Origin of the sequence: Pseudoalteromonas luteoviolacea (assembly GCF_001696455.1) — a bacterium.
Classification (GTDB): Bacteria; Pseudomonadota; Gammaproteobacteria; order Enterobacterales; family Alteromonadaceae; genus Pseudoalteromonas; species Pseudoalteromonas luteoviolacea_C.
Genome location: NZ_MAUJ01000001.1, coordinates 1,173,589 through 1,192,312, shown reverse-complemented (window position 1 = coordinate 1,192,312; position 18,724 = coordinate 1,173,589). Strand labels below are relative to the sequence as shown.

The 18,724-nt window shown below is 42.1% G+C and carries 14 protein-coding genes; 10 read left to right on the top strand and 4 right to left on the bottom strand.

Annotated elements, in window-relative coordinates; translation table 11 throughout:
• The first annotated feature begins 141 nt into the window (after window positions 1-141).
• The 5 genes from A7985_RS05105 (at window position 142) to A7985_RS05085 (ending at window position 7,689) form a co-directional block, all read left to right on the top strand.
• The gene (locus A7985_RS05105) at window positions 142-582 is read left to right on the top strand and encodes a hypothetical protein (RefSeq protein ID WP_065789345.1); all 441 of its coding nucleotides are present in this window, start codon (window positions 142-144) and stop codon (window positions 580-582) included.
• 461 nt (window positions 583-1,043) lie between these two features.
• Complete coding sequence (locus A7985_RS05100; RefSeq protein ID WP_141685263.1) at window positions 1,044-4,118, top strand: hypothetical protein; 3,075 nt, start codon at window positions 1,044-1,046, stop codon at window positions 4,116-4,118.
• Between the two features lie 56 nt (window positions 4,119-4,174).
• A complete protein-coding gene (locus A7985_RS05095; protein WP_065789343.1) occupies window positions 4,175-5,251 on the top strand; it encodes a hypothetical protein in 1,077 nt (358 codons plus the stop codon).
• Between the two features lie 9 nt (window positions 5,252-5,260).
• A complete protein-coding gene (locus tag A7985_RS05090; protein ID WP_065789342.1) occupies window positions 5,261-7,150 on the top strand; it encodes a hypothetical protein in 1,890 nt (629 codons plus the stop codon).
• Between the two features lie 59 nt (window positions 7,151-7,209).
• Window positions 7,210-7,689, top strand: coding sequence for a GreA/GreB family elongation factor (locus A7985_RS05085; protein ID WP_065789341.1), 480 nt, complete (start codon window positions 7,210-7,212; stop codon window positions 7,687-7,689).
• Here the strand turns inward: A7985_RS05085 and A7985_RS05080 are convergent, their stop codons facing one another.
• Entirely contained in the window at window positions 7,690-8,679 is a 990-nt protein-coding gene (locus tag A7985_RS05080) for a GlxA family transcriptional regulator (protein WP_370671159.1), read from the bottom strand.
• Window positions 8,680-8,800: 121 nt separating this feature from the next.
• Here A7985_RS05080 and A7985_RS05075 point away from each other — a divergent pair, with 121 nt between their 5' ends.
• Window positions 8,801-10,702 carry a beta-ketoacyl synthase gene (locus A7985_RS05075; protein ID WP_065789339.1) on the top strand — a complete coding sequence of 634 codons (1,902 nt, stop codon included), beginning with the start codon at window positions 8,801-8,803 and terminating at the stop codon, window positions 10,700-10,702.
• A gap of 65 nt (window positions 10,703-10,767) precedes the next feature.
• Here the strand turns inward: A7985_RS05075 and fghA are convergent, their stop codons facing one another.
• A complete protein-coding gene (gene fghA, locus A7985_RS05070) occupies window positions 10,768-11,610 on the bottom strand; it encodes an S-formylglutathione hydrolase (RefSeq protein WP_065789338.1) in 843 nt (280 codons plus the stop codon).
• A 77-nt stretch (window positions 11,611-11,687) separates the two neighbouring features.
• The gene (locus A7985_RS05065; RefSeq protein ID WP_065789337.1) at window positions 11,688-12,809 is read right to left on the bottom strand and encodes an S-(hydroxymethyl)glutathione dehydrogenase/class III alcohol dehydrogenase; all 1,122 of its coding nucleotides are present in this window, start codon (window positions 12,807-12,809) and stop codon (window positions 11,688-11,690) included.
• 98 nt (window positions 12,810-12,907) lie between these two features.
• Here A7985_RS05065 and A7985_RS05060 point away from each other — a divergent pair, with 98 nt between their 5' ends.
• Window positions 12,908-13,783, top strand: coding sequence for a LysR family transcriptional regulator (locus tag A7985_RS05060; protein ID WP_065789336.1), 876 nt, complete (start codon window positions 12,908-12,910; stop codon window positions 13,781-13,783).
• Window positions 13,784-13,792: 9 nt separating this feature from the next.
• On the opposite strand, the gene A7985_RS05055 is transcribed toward A7985_RS05060, so the two are convergent.
• A complete protein-coding gene (locus A7985_RS05055) occupies window positions 13,793-15,442 on the bottom strand; it encodes a SulP family inorganic anion transporter (protein ID WP_065789335.1) in 1,650 nt (549 codons plus the stop codon).
• Window positions 15,443-15,598: 156 nt separating this feature from the next.
• On the opposite strand from A7985_RS05055, the gene A7985_RS05050 reads away from it, so the two are divergent.
• From A7985_RS05050 to A7985_RS05040, 3 genes are read left to right on the top strand one after another with little or no spacing between them, the layout of a single operon-like run.
• Entirely contained in the window at window positions 15,599-16,801 is a 1,203-nt protein-coding gene (locus A7985_RS05050; RefSeq protein WP_065789334.1) for a lipoprotein-releasing ABC transporter permease subunit, read from the top strand.
• Window positions 16,794-17,501 (top strand): lipoprotein-releasing ABC transporter ATP-binding protein LolD, encoded by a 708-nt coding sequence (gene lolD, locus A7985_RS05045; RefSeq protein WP_065789333.1) that lies wholly within the window; start codon window positions 16,794-16,796, stop codon window positions 17,499-17,501. The genes A7985_RS05050 and lolD overlap by 8 nt, the downstream gene beginning before the upstream one ends.
• Entirely contained in the window at window positions 17,494-18,723 is a 1,230-nt protein-coding gene (locus tag A7985_RS05040; RefSeq protein WP_065789332.1) for a lipoprotein-releasing ABC transporter permease subunit, read from the top strand. The genes lolD and A7985_RS05040 overlap by 8 nt, the downstream gene beginning before the upstream one ends.
• Window position 18,724: the final 1 nt, after the last annotated feature.

The following is an 18,724-nucleotide window of genomic DNA, read 5'->3' as shown; positions in this document are numbered from 1 at the left end:
TCAATCAAATTTTCAGTGAGTAGATTGTGTGTACAGCATTTTACTGCACCAAATCTAGGCTCAGCCCAATCTAAACTGGCTCAAACCCGTCGAAAAGCGTAACATTAAGCTTACTTTGTACGTCCGATGTCAGTTTAAATTATGCGCTATTTTTCAACATTCGCTGGGGTATTTTTTGTTTCTTTTCTTGTGGCTTGTTCAGACCCAGATATAAGTATACATGAAAGTTCAGAAAAAAGTGAACGTTCAATTAAAACTAAAAATTGCACTCAAGAAAAGCCTTGTGTTTTTGAAGGCGATATAAAGTTTTGGGTTGATACCGATAAGCCACAACCTGAAACGCCATTTAAAGTTTATTTTGCGTCGCAGGCGCCTATGGATATAAGCATTGCTCATTTGGAAGGCGTTTCCATGTACATGGGTAAGATCCCAGTTATGTTTGTGGAGCAAAGAGAAGGGCTATGGCAATCTGAGGTAATGGTTGGGTCTTGCAACCTTTCCGAGATGGAATGGACACTTAATTTATACGATTCGAATAGACATCGTTTGGGATTTTCACCAAGTGTTTTCACATATCAGTAATCAGGAATATATTACGCCCTAATTTAGTCAGCATAGCTTACCAACTACAGCCAATTTGTATGTCATATAAATTTAATGAAACTAGCCTCCCAAAAATACGAGTTCTCGTTCAAGCTTATTTAACCTCACAGTCACTTTTCGGTGCTGGGTTCGTATCAAAGTATTAACCTTGTCGGTCGATAAATATACTGTTGCCTTTTGTTTTTAATTTTGCTTTCATAAATTTAACAGGTTGTGCAATATTTGGTCGTTAATGGCTTGTATTGTTGCATTTGGTTGGTTTTTTGTTGCGTTTATTGAGTTTCTTTGTGTCCTATAAAACAGAATTGAAAAAGCCAAATATGTGCTAAGTACAAAATATTCAACAAAAAAATATGTGCCATCGCTAGAGTTTTACTCTTTTACAACTACGCTTTAAATAACTAAAAGAAAAATGTCGGGCATTTAAGGAGGCCTCCGTGGTGAATAAAAAAATTTACCTTACCCCAGTAGCTGCATCGTTAGCTTTAACTCTCGGTTTAACTGGATGTAGTCTTTTTGATAGTGAAGATGGTGCCTCTGTTGTACCAGTCGATCCTGTAACACCCGTAGATCCTACAGATGTAGAAGGTACGGCAAATGCAGAGTTTAATGTATTCATTTCGGGCAAAGCAGTAAAAGGTACAATGAGGAATGCCGAATTAACTGTTAAAGAGCTAAAAGATGGTGAGTTAATTGACATTGCATTTAGGTCTGAGTTGGGGAGTGTGGAAGAAAAGGCCACTTCTTCAACAGAAAGTGATGCCATCGCCAAAGCAACTGCACAAATAATTGCTGGTAGTCCAAGTTCCCTGCAAACGGCTGACGATGGAACTTATGGCTTTTATATCGACCAGAGTTTTAGCGGGGCACTATACATAACCGTAAAAACAACCAAAACAAGCGGGTTTATTAAATGCGATGCTATTTTAGGGTGCGGTGACTTTTCTGCTGCATCAAATCTCGATGTTAACGCTAATTTAAAAGTTGACTTCGACGAATGGTATCAAGATGACCTGACATTAAATGTGGTCAAGGAGATAACCGCTCAACAAGCAAATCGAAAATCAAAAGGGGCTGAGGGAACAACCAAGGCATACACAGCGAATGCAACTATTTTCACCAGTCTCGCAACGGAACTACTGCAATCCGAATCTGAAAATGGTAATGCAATCGACAGTGCAGCCATATCTAAAGCGAGTTTGAGTACATTACTCCTTCTATTGGGCCCAGATGCAGCGAAAGAGGCTATACTTCTCGCCGGAGATATCTCGATTGGTGGGGCTGTGGATTTCACAAATGTCGGCTCTGAAGATGTGATCAATGCTGGCACACTAGCCTTAATTAACGTTGCGTCAACCATACAAAATATCGCTTCTAGCAGCGATGGCTCTTCATTAGATTCGGTAATCAATACTCTGAAAACGGGGGTTTCTGGTGGTGCTGTTAAAGGTAGTAGCAACCAAACGGTAGCAGCGCTTGCCGCAACCCTTCAAGAAGAGGCAACGAAAACTGCGACGGTATTTGTGGCTATAGCCAGTGGCGATGTTGAAGCGATTAAGAACGCATTAAAAGAAATAGCACCTGAGTTAAGTGACGATGTGATCGCTGATTTGGCTGACAAGGCCAAAGAAGCTAGAGATAAGGCGATTGAATCTGGTTCTACAGATGAAGCTACATTAAATGAGGCGGCAGAAGACTCTAAAAAAGCCGTAGAAGATTTAGGTTGTACTGGTGATGAATGTAATGCTGATGACCAAGCATTTATTAACGAGGGTGTTGCGCAACTAAATGAAGCGCTGACGAGTGCTCAAACCCGATTTACGGTGATAAATTCGCAATTTGATAGCCTAAGCACTAGCTTGGCTGCTGTAGTCGCTGCAGGACAAACTCTCGATACGCTAGAACAGAAAGAAGCCTACTTGCAGTTGGCCGATGGTTTAGTCGTTACGATAGCGGCGAGCAATCTGAATTCTGATATTACGAACCTCATCGCACAAGTGACGCTCATTGAGAGCAGTGCAGAATCATTTACTGCTTTGACTAGCGCGGCACAAGCTGTACTAACAGGCGCGCAAGCATTGTTACAAAATGCCAATTCAGTGAATTCGAATTATGCGGCTTTAGTAACAAGTGCAAACGATGAGCTACAAAAAGCGATAGGCGCGTTCGGTGGTGACGACAACACTGCCAAAATTCTAGCGCAAACGGCACTATCGAGAATTATAGCCACGCAGAGTAACTTTGAAGCTCAGAATGATAATTTAGATAACACTGTGGAGGATGCAAACAGCCAATTTGCTTCTGCAACAGATACGACTGCTCTTGAGGCGGCGTTAGCAACAGCACAGAGTGCCGTTGAATTATTTGGTGAAATAAATAGTGGCGTTGATGCGATTCTTAGCGACATAGCTTTGGCAAAAGCTCGGGCTGAAAGCTATGTTTCTGCAGCGACTGACGCTCAAAAGGAAGAAGCAGAGCAAATCCTTGCGGATGTACAAAGCATTGAAAATCAATTTAACTCTGGACTGGCTGTATTTAGAGCAAAAGAGCAGCCAATTCGAGCTCTTAGAACTCAAATCGCTGCGGGGTTCGACGTAGCAAGAGGTAAAGAAGGTACTACCAGACTGACTTCAATAGGTTTTGTAACGAAAGACGGCGCCGATGCAGTCTTTAATGCAGGTGAAGTCGTTTACGATGTTGTGAGAGATATATGGGAGCAAGACCTGGGATCTGGGCTGCATACGGGGACAGCGCCAAACTATCCGGCTTGGACATATACTTATGATACAGATGGCTATCGGATTGAATTAAGCAATGCACAAGAAGGCACTGAAATCTCAGCTGTAGCGCAAGTTAACTCGGGTGCATCTAGCAGAATTATTTTGACTTGGAGTGGGATTTTAAAAGCTGTTGAAGGCCAAACTGTAGAGGTGAAGTCACCAGACTTAGCTGAATGTGAGCGTTGGGCGCTTGGCACAATTGATACTCCTAATGCTTCATGTTCCGTCATATCAATAGATGGCAATATTGCGACAATTGAAGATGCGAAAGACTTTGAGGCGACCAAAGGCGAAACATTCAATATCGTTGAGTTTATAGATGGCCAATATGGTTTTAACGGAACAATGTACGCGGAGCTAACATCAGTGGATGCCACTGGTAATCCATCACCTTTGTTTGTCGACGATGCCATTGAATTGGCGAATGTGCGTATCAACGGCACCACGCAAGATTTAGTGATGGGTCTTGAGCTGGCATTGAGAAATGAAGATGGTGTTGATGAACTGGGTATGGCGAAGGTAACGTTAGATTTGTTTAACGGATATGCCTTTAATGTCAATCTGGTTGACTCAGATGCGCCTCTTGTCGGTGAAGTCTCTATCGACAATAACTCGTCTCCATTGAAAGTGGGTGATGTACTTGAGATTACAAATGGATTCAGAGTTACTTATATAGATGGTGTCTCTATCGACTACACAGACATCGACTTCCTAGGTCAATCGACCAATCCATAAAATAACCATAACACAGGAAAGGCGGCACGATAGTACCGCCTTTGTTTTACTTGCTTATGATAAAATACAGCCTTATTTCTATGGCGCTGTGTACAGCGTTTACTGCTGCTGCGAAAGATATAGAGCTTCTTCATACTTTTGAGTCTGAAATTTATACAGAAGCTCAGCCTGTAAAATCTTTCCTTGATGAATTTGACCACCCGATCACGACTGGAGACAGCGCGTTTACATACAATGTTTTTGAACTTGGTGTGAAGTACAAAGGGTTTTCAATTGGGGCGCAAACTCGATATAACTATGTTTTGGAGTTTGACCCTGATACAGCACTCTTTACATATTTAGAGAAAAATGATCTTCCTTTTGAAAGGAGAAACTATCGATACTTGCTTAAAGGCAAGCAATCAACAACACATGGTGTGTTTTTATCTTATGACATAGAGCTTTTGGGAAATGGTATCACTATCACGCCCAAGGTAACATATTACCAAAGTGCGCATTTTCAAGATGCCGTTGTAGATGGCACCGTTTTCAGTGATGAAATCAAAGGGCAACTACAAACAGAATATTACTTCTCTAAAGATATACTTTTTAAGTCTTTTACTCCAACAGAAAGGCCAGATGGCAAGGGGTATTCTTTTGACCTCGAACTCAACTGGCAAGTGAATGACGATCTAAAAATGTCGATAAAGGCAAAAGATTTAGTTAATGAGACTAAATACGATGGTGTGGGGTTTGTGAATGGTTTTACAACCGATGTGCCATTTACTGAGCAGGGCGATAGTATTGTGACTGAGCCCTCCGTCAGACTCAGAACTTCCGCTTTTGGCGGCGAAATTGAGTATTCCTTTGAACATGAAGCTCGTTACTATTTTGACATATCTTATCGATACAACAATCAGTTCTCATTCGATGTATTTACTCGAAAGTTTAGTAGCGATACCTTCATCCAAGGTAATGTGAATTACCACATAAACGATGATTGGGGTATTTATTCGGGTTATGAAACACATTCAAAAGCAATTGAGTTGGGCATTAAGAACAAGTATTTCGGCGTCTCAGTTAAAACGGACAAACTAGATCTAGATGATGCGTATTACGCAAGAGTTAATTGGTTTTTGAAGTTTGCGTTTTAGGGAGTAATTATGAAGAAGTTAAGTGTACTATGGGCTTTGACAGCCACACTGCTTGGTTGCGGAGGGAGTGGCGGTGAAGCACCGACTGTGTCAGAAATTGAACCTGGACTTGGTAATAACGTCAATGAATCTTTAGAGGCAAAAGTTGAGTTCTATCTTCCTTCATTTTTGGGCCAAAAAGGTGAGCTCGCTATCACTAATCTATTGGATAACTCAGTCACAAATCACACAGTGGACTCATTGAGTCAGTTTAGCACTGAACTTGCTGTGGGAGGACTGTATCATTTTAAATTTGAACCTGAAAACGATCAGATAACGTGCCCAAGAGTGCTAGGTTGTGGCAGATCAAAATTGAATGACCCGAATGATTTAAATGAGAACAATGAAATTGACTTTGGCGAACCCGTGATCGCTAAATTGCGTTTTGAGCTCACCACGTTGCCTGTGCCGGGTCTAAACCAGCTGTATTTCTCAGCATACTCAACGGCAGTTACTGGTAACAACTATGATAGTCGGCCACTATCACTGACGGCAGCGCCTCACTATCATTTAACAGTTAGCACGGTGTTACAACAACGAAAAGCAGAGTATGTTGCCAATGCCATGACTTATTCAGACATCATGCAGCAATATAATTTAGAAATCTCGAATGACGCTCTGTTTACCGATACATTTAATGCAGCCTTGTCTGAGGACAATGACATTTGGGCTTCGTATTTGGCGCTGGCGAACGACTATCTATCAGAAACCCTGCTAAGTGAAGATACGAACACGTTGTATCGACAGCATGCAGCGAAAACGCTGCTTGAGGTCAATGAGCTTTTTAGGCTACGACAACTAGATAAACTTCAAAGCACAATTACACCTTACAGTAATGAACTGTTGGGGGAAGTCCGAAATGCACTTGGCGTGTTAAGGCTTCAGGAAGAACAATACAGTGAAGAGCTAAAAGAAAAACTGGATGATGTTGAAAGCATTGCAAGTGATGACGCACAACAAGCGTTGGTGACTATTGGCGAAGTCATCGGTGACGTTGTAAAGCATGTTTCTCCAGCAGAAGGTTCAGAGGCTGGTCAATATGAATTGCCAGGTTTAGACATTAGATATGAGACGAAGGTAGGATTTCGCTGGGTGATTACTGGCACACGACGTGGTTTTGAAATCAATATTGATGTCCTTGTACCGGAATGGAGGATCAGTCCTACGTTAGGTGACAAAGTTGTTGGTTCAGGGGGAGGGGTCGTAACAAAACCTGGCACTGATCTTAACTTTACATTTGATTCTTTTGAAATTGTATCTAGTAACAGCTTTGATCCAAATAATGTGCAAGAGATAGCCGGTGTTGCATCGGCAAAAGGCCGAGTAGAATTAACACAAACGAATTCCGTTCTAACGGGTAAAATTGAACTAGACGTGATTCGAGATGTCCTGAATATACGCACAACTAAGACAATTATACCTTATTTAAAAGTAGACGGGATATTAACAACCCCAAACCAAACTACACCAATCCGATTGTACGCGAATGAACGTTCTCCGCTGGCTTTAACGGAGAACCTTGATCTTACTTTTGGAGTCCAGTTAGAATTAGCTTTAAATGGTGGCAAAGATCTTCGCATTCAATTGGATGGGGAGCCCGATACTTTTACGAACTTTGGCACCGTCGATGTTTCTATGATACTAGGCGGGCATGTAAGCGAGTTAACGGTAACAAACGTCGGTGGTAATATTAACTTAATCGTTCGCGGTCGAGATGGCTATTGGGTCGATATTAAGAAGAAAGATAAGTTATATACAGGTGGTTTTTACTTTGGGGATAAAACCGTTGGAGACGTGAGGACTATTAGAGGGATCCCTGGCGTATTGTTTCCAGATGGTAGCTTCGAATCTCTGTTTTAATATAAAATAGGGGTTTATCAAAAGGGCCGGTTGGCCCTTTTTGCTTTTAAGAGAGTGCTGTGAAAAAAATAGTGGTTATAGAGGCGTTAAAGCTCGCCTTAGAAGGTAAGTTGTATGAGGCTAAAGCTGCGGCTGATAGTGCTCGTGAGGACGCAATTCATGAACAGAGCGCTGCAGAAACTCAATATGATTCATTGAGTATTGAGTCAGGTTATTTAGCCGAAGGGCAAAGTGAAAGGGTTGAGCAGGCAATAAGTGCTATTAACGCCTTCAAAAAAAGCTATACCTTAAGTTCAACAGAGTGTGTGATTGAAGGCGCATTGATAAATCTATGCGACGATGAGTCACAAGTATTGAGCTGGTATTATATAGGTCCGACTGAAGGTGGCCTTAAAATTGAAATTGGTTCTGAGCAGGTAATGATTTTGACGCTCGCGTCGCCACTGGGCCAAGCTTTAAAAGGTAAACTCTTAGGTGATGAGGTAGAGTTTAATTTTAATGGCCGCACCCAGTATTTAAATATTGAAGCAATTTTATAATTACGAGAACAATTTCTTCCTCACAATTTGTCGGTAGCTACTGGGCGTTTGATTCATTTGCTCCTTAAATGCCCGAGATAATTGACTTTGGGAGCTAAAACCAACAGTCAATGCAATATCTTGTATGCTTAAATTGGTAGAAGATAGCAGTTCCGATGCTTGTTGTATTCTGACTTCTTGTACATAGTTAATCGCAGTTTTTCCGGTTGCAGATTTAAAGCGACGATTAAAACTCCGATAGCTCATGTTAAATTGTTCGGCGACGTCACTAAGCGAAGAAATAGAATTAGCGTTATTTTTCAGCCAAAATTGAATAGCCGCAATTTGTTCATCACTATGCCTATCCACCGCGCCTTCTAAATACCGCTGCTCCTCATAAGGTTTCCGTATTTCGTGAGAAAAGTTCTGCTGAACGTGATTGGCTGCTTCTTTGCCGTAAAACAGGCCAATTAAATGTACCACGACGTCAGCCAGTGCATTTAGACTGGCGACTGAATATATGCGGTCTGATTGAGTAATAAAATAGTCGGGCTTGAGCTGTACATTGGGGTAGCTTTTAGAGAATTGCTTGGCGTAGTGCCAATGTGTTGTAGCTGAGTGGCCATCTAATATTGCTGATTCGGCTAAAAAGCATACACCGGTACCAACGCCAATTAATGTTGCACCTTGATGCCATGCTTCTGACAAGCTTTTTGCAAGCTGTGGGTTATTGGTAACAACGGGTCTTGGATTACGCCAAATGCTCGGCACGATCACATAATCATACTCTGTTAATGCGCTGAAATTGGACTGTACGTCCATAGTCATTCCCATGGGTGTTTTCACTGTTTTACCAGTTTGGCTTAAACACGCAATATCGAGGGGAACAAACGAATCTCGCGAGTGCCTTTTTGCGAATGCTTCTCCAGCTCGGAGCATTTCAATTGGTAACGTTACGCTTGTGATTAATATTTGTTCATATAATGTTATTGCTATTTTGATTTTATTCATTTTACTCATCTGACCACTTGATGTTGGCGAAAAAGGCATGATTAATGGCGAAATGTGTTAAGTTATATTATCTACTTCATTCTAGAATTATTGCAACAAATTAGTATTAAATGAGTTATATATGACAGCATTACCTATCATAGTCGGTATGGGCGGCATCAACGCTGCAGGTCGTACATCTTTCCACCAAGGTTACAGAAGGATCATACTGGATAAGCTTGATGGTGCTGCAAGAGAAGAGACTTTTCTTGGTCTAGCCACTTTGATGAACTTAGTATCTTTTGAAGAAGGTAAGCTGGTGACTCATGACGGTGAGGTCGTGAGTGCTAGAGATATTGAAAAGAAACTTGGCGAGCAAATAATTGCTGGCACTTTAATCCGGAAAATAGAGAAAAATCACTTTGATGTGGATGCCACTCACTGGCAACAGAAGCTGACTATTACGGCAAATAACAGTGAAGGTATCTCTTTTACATGCCGAAAGCGTGATTTGCCTACGCCAGTGCCCAGTAGTTGGATTGTTGAGGAAGTTGAACCAAAAACAGTCAAAGTTCGTGTCCCCGAACAGTTAGAAATAAAGCATGATAGCTACAGGGATAACCCAATCAAAGCCGCAGGTCAGCTACCTACAGGCTTTGAGCCAGCTAACATGTACAACAGCCGCTATCAACCAAGAGGTTTGCAAGCGACTATCTTTTCTGCAACTGATGCAATTAAGTCAACAGGCCTAGATTGGGAACTGGTGATTAACAGTGTAAGGCCTGATGAAATAGGTACTTATTCAGCTTCCGTTGCAGGCCAAATGGATGCTGAAGGCCTTGGTGGTCTTATTCGAAACAGATTAAAAGGTGATCGAGTCAGTACAAAGCAGTTGGCGTTGGGTTTAAATACAATGTCTACTGATTTCATCAATGCCTATGTTACTGGTAGTGTTGGGACGACTTTCACCTCAACGGGTGCGTGCGCAACGTTTCTATATAACCTAAGGGCTGCGGTGAATGATATTCAAGCCGGGCGTACACGTGTGGCCGTTGTTGCTAGCGTTGAATGTGCGCTAACGCCAGAAGTCATTGAAGGCTTTGGTAATATGGGCGCATTGGCGAATGAAGAGGGCTTGAAGAAACTTGATAACTCAGACGTTGCGGATCATCGCAGAACCAGTCGTCCTTTTGGTGAAAACTGTGGCTTTACAATTGGTGAAGGTGCGCAAGTTGCGATTCTAATGGATGATAAGCTTGCACTTGAACTAGGCGCTCAGGTTATGGGCTCTGTTGTTGACGTGTTTGTAAATGCCGATGGTGTTAAAAAGTCTATTACAGCGCCTGGTCCTGGCAACTATATTACGATGGCTAAGTCAGTTGCACTGGCTCAGCAGATTGTAGGGTCTGAGTCTTTACAAAAGCGTAGTTTTATTCTTGCACACGGTTCAAGTACACCACAAAACCGAGTTACAGAGTCCGCTATCTATCATAAAGTTGCAGAAGCTTTTTCCATTGAAGGATGGAAATTAGCGGCACCAAAAGCATTCGTTGGCCATACAATAGCGCCTGCATCAGGTGATCAATTAGCGATTGCTTTAGGCGTCTTTAGTCACAATATTATGCCGGGTATCACGACTATTGATAAAGTTGCTGATGATGTATGGAATGAACACCTTGATATCCGAACTGAACACTATGATTGTGGCGAAATGGATGTAGCGTTCATAAACTCTAAAGGCTTTGGTGGTAATAATGCAACTGCGACCGTCTTTTCTCCAAATGTAACTCATAAGTTATTGAGTAAGCGTCACGGGGAAGAAAGACTTGAGTCATATTCAGAAAAATTAGCTCAAACTATCGCAAGACAGCAAACTTACAGAGAGTCGGCAGACCTTGGTCAGTATGAACTGATTTATCGATTTGGCAACGGCATGATAGATGAATCAGGTTTAGAGATTGATCAAAATGAATTGCATATTCCTGGATTTGAACAGGCGATATCTTTAAGTGGCTTGAATCAGTATCAAGATATCAGTAAGTAAATAGAATTAATGTTAAGCAATTAAAGGCGCTAGGGAAAAGCGCCTTTTTTCATGCCAAAATACTTTTACTTTAGATATTTTGCGTGAAAATTGATGTGTTGCTCTACAAACGTTGAAATGAAAAAGTAGCTGTGATCGTAGCCATCATGACTTTGGTATTCGATTTCGAAGTTGTTAGCCGTTGCAGCCTGAATAAAGTTTTCTGGCTTCAGCTGTGATGTTAAAAACTGATCAGCATTACCTTGATCTATTTTGATAGGGCGCTTTATGTCATAACACGATGCTTGCATCAATTCAGTTGCATCATATTGATTCCAGATACTTACGTCGTCACCGAGATAACCACTAAATGCTTTTTGGCCCCACGGACAATTAACCGGGTTAACGATAGGTGCAAATGCAGAGATGCTCTCGTATTCTAAGCTATTTCTTAAGCCGATGACCAAGGCACCATGACCTCCCATGGAGTGACCGAAGATACTCTTTTTGTCGTTAACAGGAAAGTGTGCTTCAATCAGCTCGGGCAATTCTTTGGTGATGTAATCATACATATTATAATGGCGACTAAATGGCTCTTGTGTCGCGTTTACATAGAAGCCAGCGCCCAATCCGAAATCGTATGCACCTGAGGCATCGTCTGCAACATTTTCACCCCTCGGGCTCGTATCGGGTGCAATGATCGCAATGCCATGTTGACTCGCATATTTAAACGCGGCGGCTTTTTGCATGAAGTTTTCATCGGTACAGGTTAGCCCTGATAGCCAGTACAAAGTAGGCACTTTTGCCCCATTTTTGACTTGTTCAGGCATGTATACCGCAAAAGTCATCTCGCAATTATTAACCGTACTTGCGTGTTTATAGCGTTTGTGCCAACCACCAAAGACTTTATTTTCGCTAATCAATTCCATACTTACTAAAATACCTTTACGTTAGTGAATTTTAATATTGCTGAATGATGGCGGGATCACCACCATCATTCTGTCGTCTAGTAGTGGATAACAGAGCGAATGCTTTCGCCTTTATGCATTAAATCAAAAGCTTCATTAATGTCTTCAAGTTTCATTGTATGAGTAATAAAGTCATTTAGCTTAAATTCGCCAGCCATATAACGCTCAACGATTTCAGGAAGTTCAGAGCGACCTTTTACGCCACCAAAAGCACTACCGCGCCATACTCGACCCGTAACCAACTGAAAAGGTCTCGTTGAGATTTCTTGCCCAGCACCTGCAACACCAATGATGACTGACTCGCCCCAGCCTTTATGACAACATTCAAGTGCGCTACGCATAACATTAACGTTACCAATACATTCAAATGAGAAATCTACCCCTCCATCGGTCATCTCTACGATGACTTCTTGGATTGGTTTGTCATAGTCGTTCGGGTTAATTAAATCCGTTGCGCCAAGTTTTGTGGCCAACTCGAATTTATCTGTATTGATATCGATACCTATGATTCGGCTCGCGCCAGCCATGGTTGCTCCGATGATGGCAGATAAGCCGATGCCACCCAATCCGAAAATCGCGACAGTGTCTCCTTTTTGTACTTTTGCAGTATTGAGTACCGCGCCCATGCCTGTTGTAACCCCGCAGCCAAGTAGGCAAATTTCTTCAAGAGGGGCTTCTTTGTTGACCTTAGCAAGAGAGATCTCAGGCAATACAGTGTATTCAGAGAACGTAGATGTTCCCATATAATGATAAATGGGTTCCCCGTCTTTGTAGAAGCGCGTTGTGCCGTCTGGCATTAAGCCTTTACCTTGTGTCTCACGGATTTTCTGACATAGATTAGTTTTTCCAGAAGTACAGAACTTACATTCACCGCACTCTGGAGTGTAAAGTGGAATGACATGGTCGCCGACTTCGAGGCCTGTTACGCCTTCACCAACAGCTTCAACAATTCCTGCGCCTTCATGACCCAAGATTGCTGGGAATACGCCTTCAGGGTCGTCTCCAGAAAGGGTGAAAGCATCGGTATGGCACACACCTGTTGCAGTAATTTTTACCAGCACTTCGCCAGCTTGAGGCATCATTACATCAACTTCTTCAATGCTAAGTGGCTTGCCAGGGCCCCATGCTATGGCAGCTTTTGATTTGATAAATTGTCCCATTTCTTTGTTTTCCTACTTTTATAGATGAGCTTAGTATAACCTTTATTGTAAATTTGATAATCTCTAAAATAATAAAATACTTTTACGGATATGTAATAATGGATAGGTGGGTTGGAATTGATGAATTTGTTGCTGTTGCAGTATGTGGTTCGTTTACTGGGGCTGCAGAACAACTCGACACCTCAGTAGCACAAGTCAGTCGGCGTGTTAAAGCTTTAGAGGGAACGCTGGGCTATCAACTTTTAAATCGGACAACACGCAAGCTATCTTTGACGACAGAGGGAAACGTCTTTTTATCCCATGCCAAACATCTGCAACATGTCCTTGATGATGCCACCGCGGCGCTAAGACAGCGCGATGCAGAACCAGCAGGCAAGATTAAGATCACTGCCCCAGTGATGTATGGAGAGCAATACATCATGCCACTCATCAATAAGTTTATGTCCCTATATCCCAATATTCAGGTAGATATGGAACTTAATAACAATCAACTCGACTTGATAGAGCAGGGCTTTGATTTTGCTATTCGACTTGGAAACTTAAAAGATTCTTCATTGAGAGCTCGGTTATTGGCACATCGTCAAACTTTGGTTTGCGGAGCGCCTAACTATTTGGCGAGTGCGCCTAGACTCGAAACGCTGACTGATTTAGAGCATCATTATTGTTTATTGGGCAAGTCGAGTGTTTGGAGGTTTGTAGCTGAAGGGAAGGAAACACACTTTAATGTCAAAGGAAGACTTAGGTGTAACAGTGGCTGGGCACTCGTTAATGCTGCTGAGCAAGGCCTTGGTTTAGTACAACTTCCACATTATTACCTAGAAGAAGCGATATCGAATCATGCGTTAGTGGAAGTGTTGCAAGACTTCAAGCCCGAATCAGAAGGGGTCTGGGCGGTGTATCCACCCAGAAGGTTTTTACCCACTTCTGTTCGGGAGTTACTAGAGTTTCTTGCCGAAGGGTTAGCAACTAACTAACCCTTAGCTTTAACTCATTGCTTCTAGCGCTTTGTTCAATGCTGACTCTCGGCTATGACAAAACGCGTCATCACCAAGCTTTTCACGCACATTAATTTTGTTAAGCCTTTCGCTTGTTTCTGGGTTAGGTGAATAAATAAATACTTCCACATTTGCATCAACGGCATCAGAAATCGCATTTTCAATGGCAAGGCTTACAGTCACATCTAACATGGCGACATCACTTAAGTCTAAAACCATTGTTTTGTATTCACTGATTTGTCTATGTTGACGAGCAATCGCTTTAGATACACTGAAAATCATAGGGCCTGACAAGTAGAAAAACAATAATTGACCCTGTGCTTTTTCCAGTAAGGACTTTTCGTGCGCACTCAGTGGCACATCTTCATCTGTATCACTGTCACTGATTGCTTTAACATGTTGCTCTTGAACACGGCTTAGCCTCTCAATAACCATAATGTTAGATATAAATACACCTAAGCCCACAGCGACAATTAAATCAACAAACACAGTCAATAGCATAACGCCATACATAATGGCCATCTGGCTGATGCTGATCTTATGTGCACGTTGGATAAAGCTCCAATCTAAGATGTTGTATCCAACATAAACGGCTATGCCTGCCAATACGGCCATTGGAATTGGTTCTGTTAGACTTCCAGCGACAAACACCACGGCCATTAGAATGAGTGCCCTAATAATGCCAGCAAGTGGAGATCTCGCACCAACCTGAATATTTACGACGGTGCCCATCGTTGCACCTGCACCAGGCAGTGCGCCAAATAGTCCCGAAATCATATTTGCAATGCCTTGACCTCTTAGCTCTTTGTCTGAGTCGTGCTCAGTTCTTGTCAAGCTATCGCCAATAACGGCAGTAAGTAAGGTATCTATGCAGCCCAACGTACCTAATACCAATGCGTCAATCACCATGGATGTAAATTGCTCGGTGGTAAAAGTTGGCCAAACGATTGAAGGTAACCCACTTGGTATCTCGCCGATGCGGTTAATACTGTCTGTATCAAACAAGATTATTGATAGGAGAGTAACGGCAACCAAAGCAACAAGCTGTGCTGGTACGTACTGTCGATATTTTTGTGGCAGGTAAAACAGTATTGCTAGCGTTATTATGCCTAAAAACAGTTCTGCAAAATGTAAATCAAAAATAAGTGACGGAAGCGCATTTAATGTGCCTAACACCCCACCCGCAGGTGCTTGATGCCCGAGCAAAGGCGCAAGTTGCAAAATGATGAGGATTACGCCGATACCTGACATGAAACCGGAGATCACGCTGTAAGGCATGAGTGTAACGTATTTGCCTAATTTCAATGTGCCCAAAAGTATTTGAAATGCACCTGCCATCATGACAACTGTAAAGCCCATGGCGAGGCCACTTTCAGGGTACTGAGCCATCATCGTGGTCAAAACAGCTGTCATGATAACAGTCATCGGACCTGTTGGTTCAGAGATTAAAGAGGTTGAGCCGCCAAACAAGGCAGCAAAAAGACCGACGAGAATTGCGCCCCACATACCTGCTTCTGCACCGGCACCAGAAGCAACTCCGAAAGCAAGGGCAAGAGGGAGAGAAATGATTGCAGTGGTCACACCACCAAACAAATCTCCCTTTATATTCATATGCTTAAATCTGTCTAGGGATAACATATAACTTCCATACCGCAAGATTTCACGCATTTTACACTAAAATCAGACATTAAGTAGCGGATAATTAAAAATTTTTTACATATCTAGATGTGACCGGAAATTCCTATCTGTGTTAGGATTAGCTACTAGATGAAAATTCAGAATTAAATTTTTAATATGTTTCAATCGGTTAGCTTGTTTGTCGGGCTTAGATACAGTCGTTCCTCTAAAGGTAACGCCTTTGTTTCTTTTATATCTTTCTTTTCAATAGCAGGTATCGCTCTTGGGCTTATGTCATTAATTACGGTTAACTCGGTTATGAATGGCTTCGAACAGAGTTTGAAAAATGCCATGTTGGATTTAATACCACATGTGCAGCTTTCTAGGAAAACAGCAGAGCAACCACAAATTAACGCAGAGCAGTTTAAAGTTTTGCCGGGGGTTCAACGCGTTACACCCTACGTAACATCGGATGTGATCTTGCAAACGAACAAAGAGTTGGTCGGGGTCAGACTTCAAGGTGCGTTTAAGGGTTATCCTAGTTCTATTTCTAAACATGTTGAGTCAGGGAGTGTAAAATCTTTTGATGATTCACGTTACCAACTAGCACTAAGCCGTTTTTTAGCTAATAAACTTGACGTGAGATTAGGAAGCAAAGTTCGGGTTATTTTTCCCGATATAACCAGTTATACACCTTTAGGTCGTGTACCGAAGCAGCGCTTATTCACTGTCGCTATTATTTATAATTCTGCGAGCGAAGCGGACACCAGCTTAGCGTTTGCTGATGGCGCTAGCCTTATGAAGTTGTTAAAGAAAAAGCCTAATGAGTATGATTTGAGCATAACACTTGAGGACGCTTTTTCCGTTGCGCAATTTAAACAAGCAAATCATGCATTACTATCGCAGTACAAATATCAAGATTGGCAAGTGCAGCAAGGCGCATTATTTGCGGCGGTAGCGATGGAGAAACGAGTAATGTCATTATTACTAGCGTTGATCGTTATTGTAGCGGTGTTCAATATCGTTTCAGCACTTTCTATGATGGTGAGTGAAAAACAAGGAGAGGTGGCAATCTTACAAACATTAGGATTTACACCGAGCAAAATTGCGCAAGTATTTATGGTTCAAGGTTTATACAACGGCGTTGTGGGTACTGCAATTGGGTCTATCTTAGGAATTGCACTCGCTGCAAATATCAATGAAGTTTTAAGTTTAGTTGGCTTATCTCTCCTTGGAGGGATGTCGCTACCGGTTAAATTTGATCCCGTTAGTTTGTCTTTCATTATTTTTACAAGTTTATTATTAAGTTTTTTAGCAACACTTTATCCTGCGAAGAAAGCAGCAAAAGTGATGCCTGCTGAGGTATTAAGATATGAGTGATCCCGTTATTCAGTGTCAGCAATTAAGCAAGTCTTATCAAGAAGCTGGTTCACAGGTGTCGGTATTAAAAGGTGTAAATTTATCCCTAGAGCAGGGTGAAACGCTGTCTATAGTGGGAAGCTCAGGCTCGGGGAAAAGTACGTTATTGCATATATTGGGGACGCTTGATGGCGCTACTGATGGCAGCCTCAAAATTAAGGGCATAGAAGTTGACAAGCTTTCTAGAGCGAAACAAGCGGACTTTCGCAATAGACATATGGGGTTTATTTATCAGTTTCACCATTTGTTGATGGACTTTAGTGCACTCGAAAACGTCGCGATGCCTTTATTAATAGCAGGAAAATCAAAAGTTGAAGCAAAACAAATTGCGGCACAAATGTTAGAAAAAGTAGGCTTAGCGCATCGTGTGGATCACCGACCTTCTGAGTTATCTGGTGGTGAAAGGCAGCGGGTCGCTATCGCTAGAGCACTTGTCACTAAACCTTCGTTGGTGTTGGCGGATGAACCAACTGGAAACTTAGATAAACACAATGCACTAAAAATTTATGAGTTATTGAATGAGCTAAACCAAGAGTTTGATACGAGCTTCGTGGTTGTTACTCATGATTTAGAGTTAGCTGAAAAATTAGGTCGTGTGGTGCAACTGGACGATGGGGTTTTAGTTGAGTATCAAGGTGCAAATGGAGTGAAGCATGCTTAGCCTATTTTTAAGCAAGCGGCTTCGAGAATCAAAAAACCACAGTGGATTGTTTGGATTTTTAAGTAAGGCTTCCACCATTGGGGTATTTCTCGGTGTGACAGTATTGATAGTCGCACTGTCCGTCATCAATGGCTTTGAGCACCAGCTCAAAGAAAGGTTGTTGTCTGTTGTGCCTCATGTGAGTTACCAAGCGCCATATGACCCGATAGAAAACTGGCCTGCAAAAGTGAAACTGCTTGAAGCGCAGGTAGGTGTGATAAGCGCGGCACCTGAGATAAATCTAACGGCAATGATACAGCATAAAGGTAAATTAAAAGCCGCTCAGCTAAAAGCAATTGAACCCAACAAGCACCAGCATGTTTCTAGTATAGGGCAATATATAAAGCCGTTTAATCTAAGCCAGTTGTCCAGCGAAGAGATCTTATTAGGCAGGGAAATTGCGGAGCAACTTCACGTTAAAGAGGGCGATAAAGTAACAATACTAATTGCAAACCAACACGCCAAAAATGCACTTGCTGCGCCTAAAAGAGTGTCATTTAAAGTTGCTGGGTTTATTTCGATGGGGGGCGAGGTAGATAGGAACCTAGCGATAGTTAGTTTGGCTAAGGTCCAAAAAGCGCTCTCACTGACCGAAAATACGGTAACAGGATTAAGACTTGCAGTTGACGATGTATTCAACGCGCATCAAATTGCGATGAGTGCGGGTAGGGCCTTGCCAGATCTTGTGTATGTCCAAAGTTGGTTTCGTACACAGGGAAGTCTGTACCAAGATATTCAAATGGTAAGAACGATTGTATATTTGGTGGTCTTTTTAATCATAGCGGTGGCTAGCTTCAATATCATTTCGTCTATGGTTATGGAAGTCAAAGAGAAACAAGCTGATATCGCCATTTTAAAGACAATGGGGACTCAGGATAAAACCATATTCATGACATTTGCTGTTCAAGGTCTAAGCTATGCGATGGTTGGCGCATTGTTTGGCTTGATACTGGGTACGGCCGTGGCTTTGAGTATCACTGATCTATTTTCTTTTTGGATCTCCTTGGATGGCGCAAATCCGTTGCAGGGTATTTATTTCATTGAGTTTTTGCCAAGCAAACTTGCAATAGCTGATATTGCAATTGTATTGGGGGCGACTTTAATTATTTCTGTGCTATCAAGCGTATACCCGGCTTGGCAGGCCACCAAAATAGAGCCAGCTCGCGTACTAGGAGGTGGGTAAA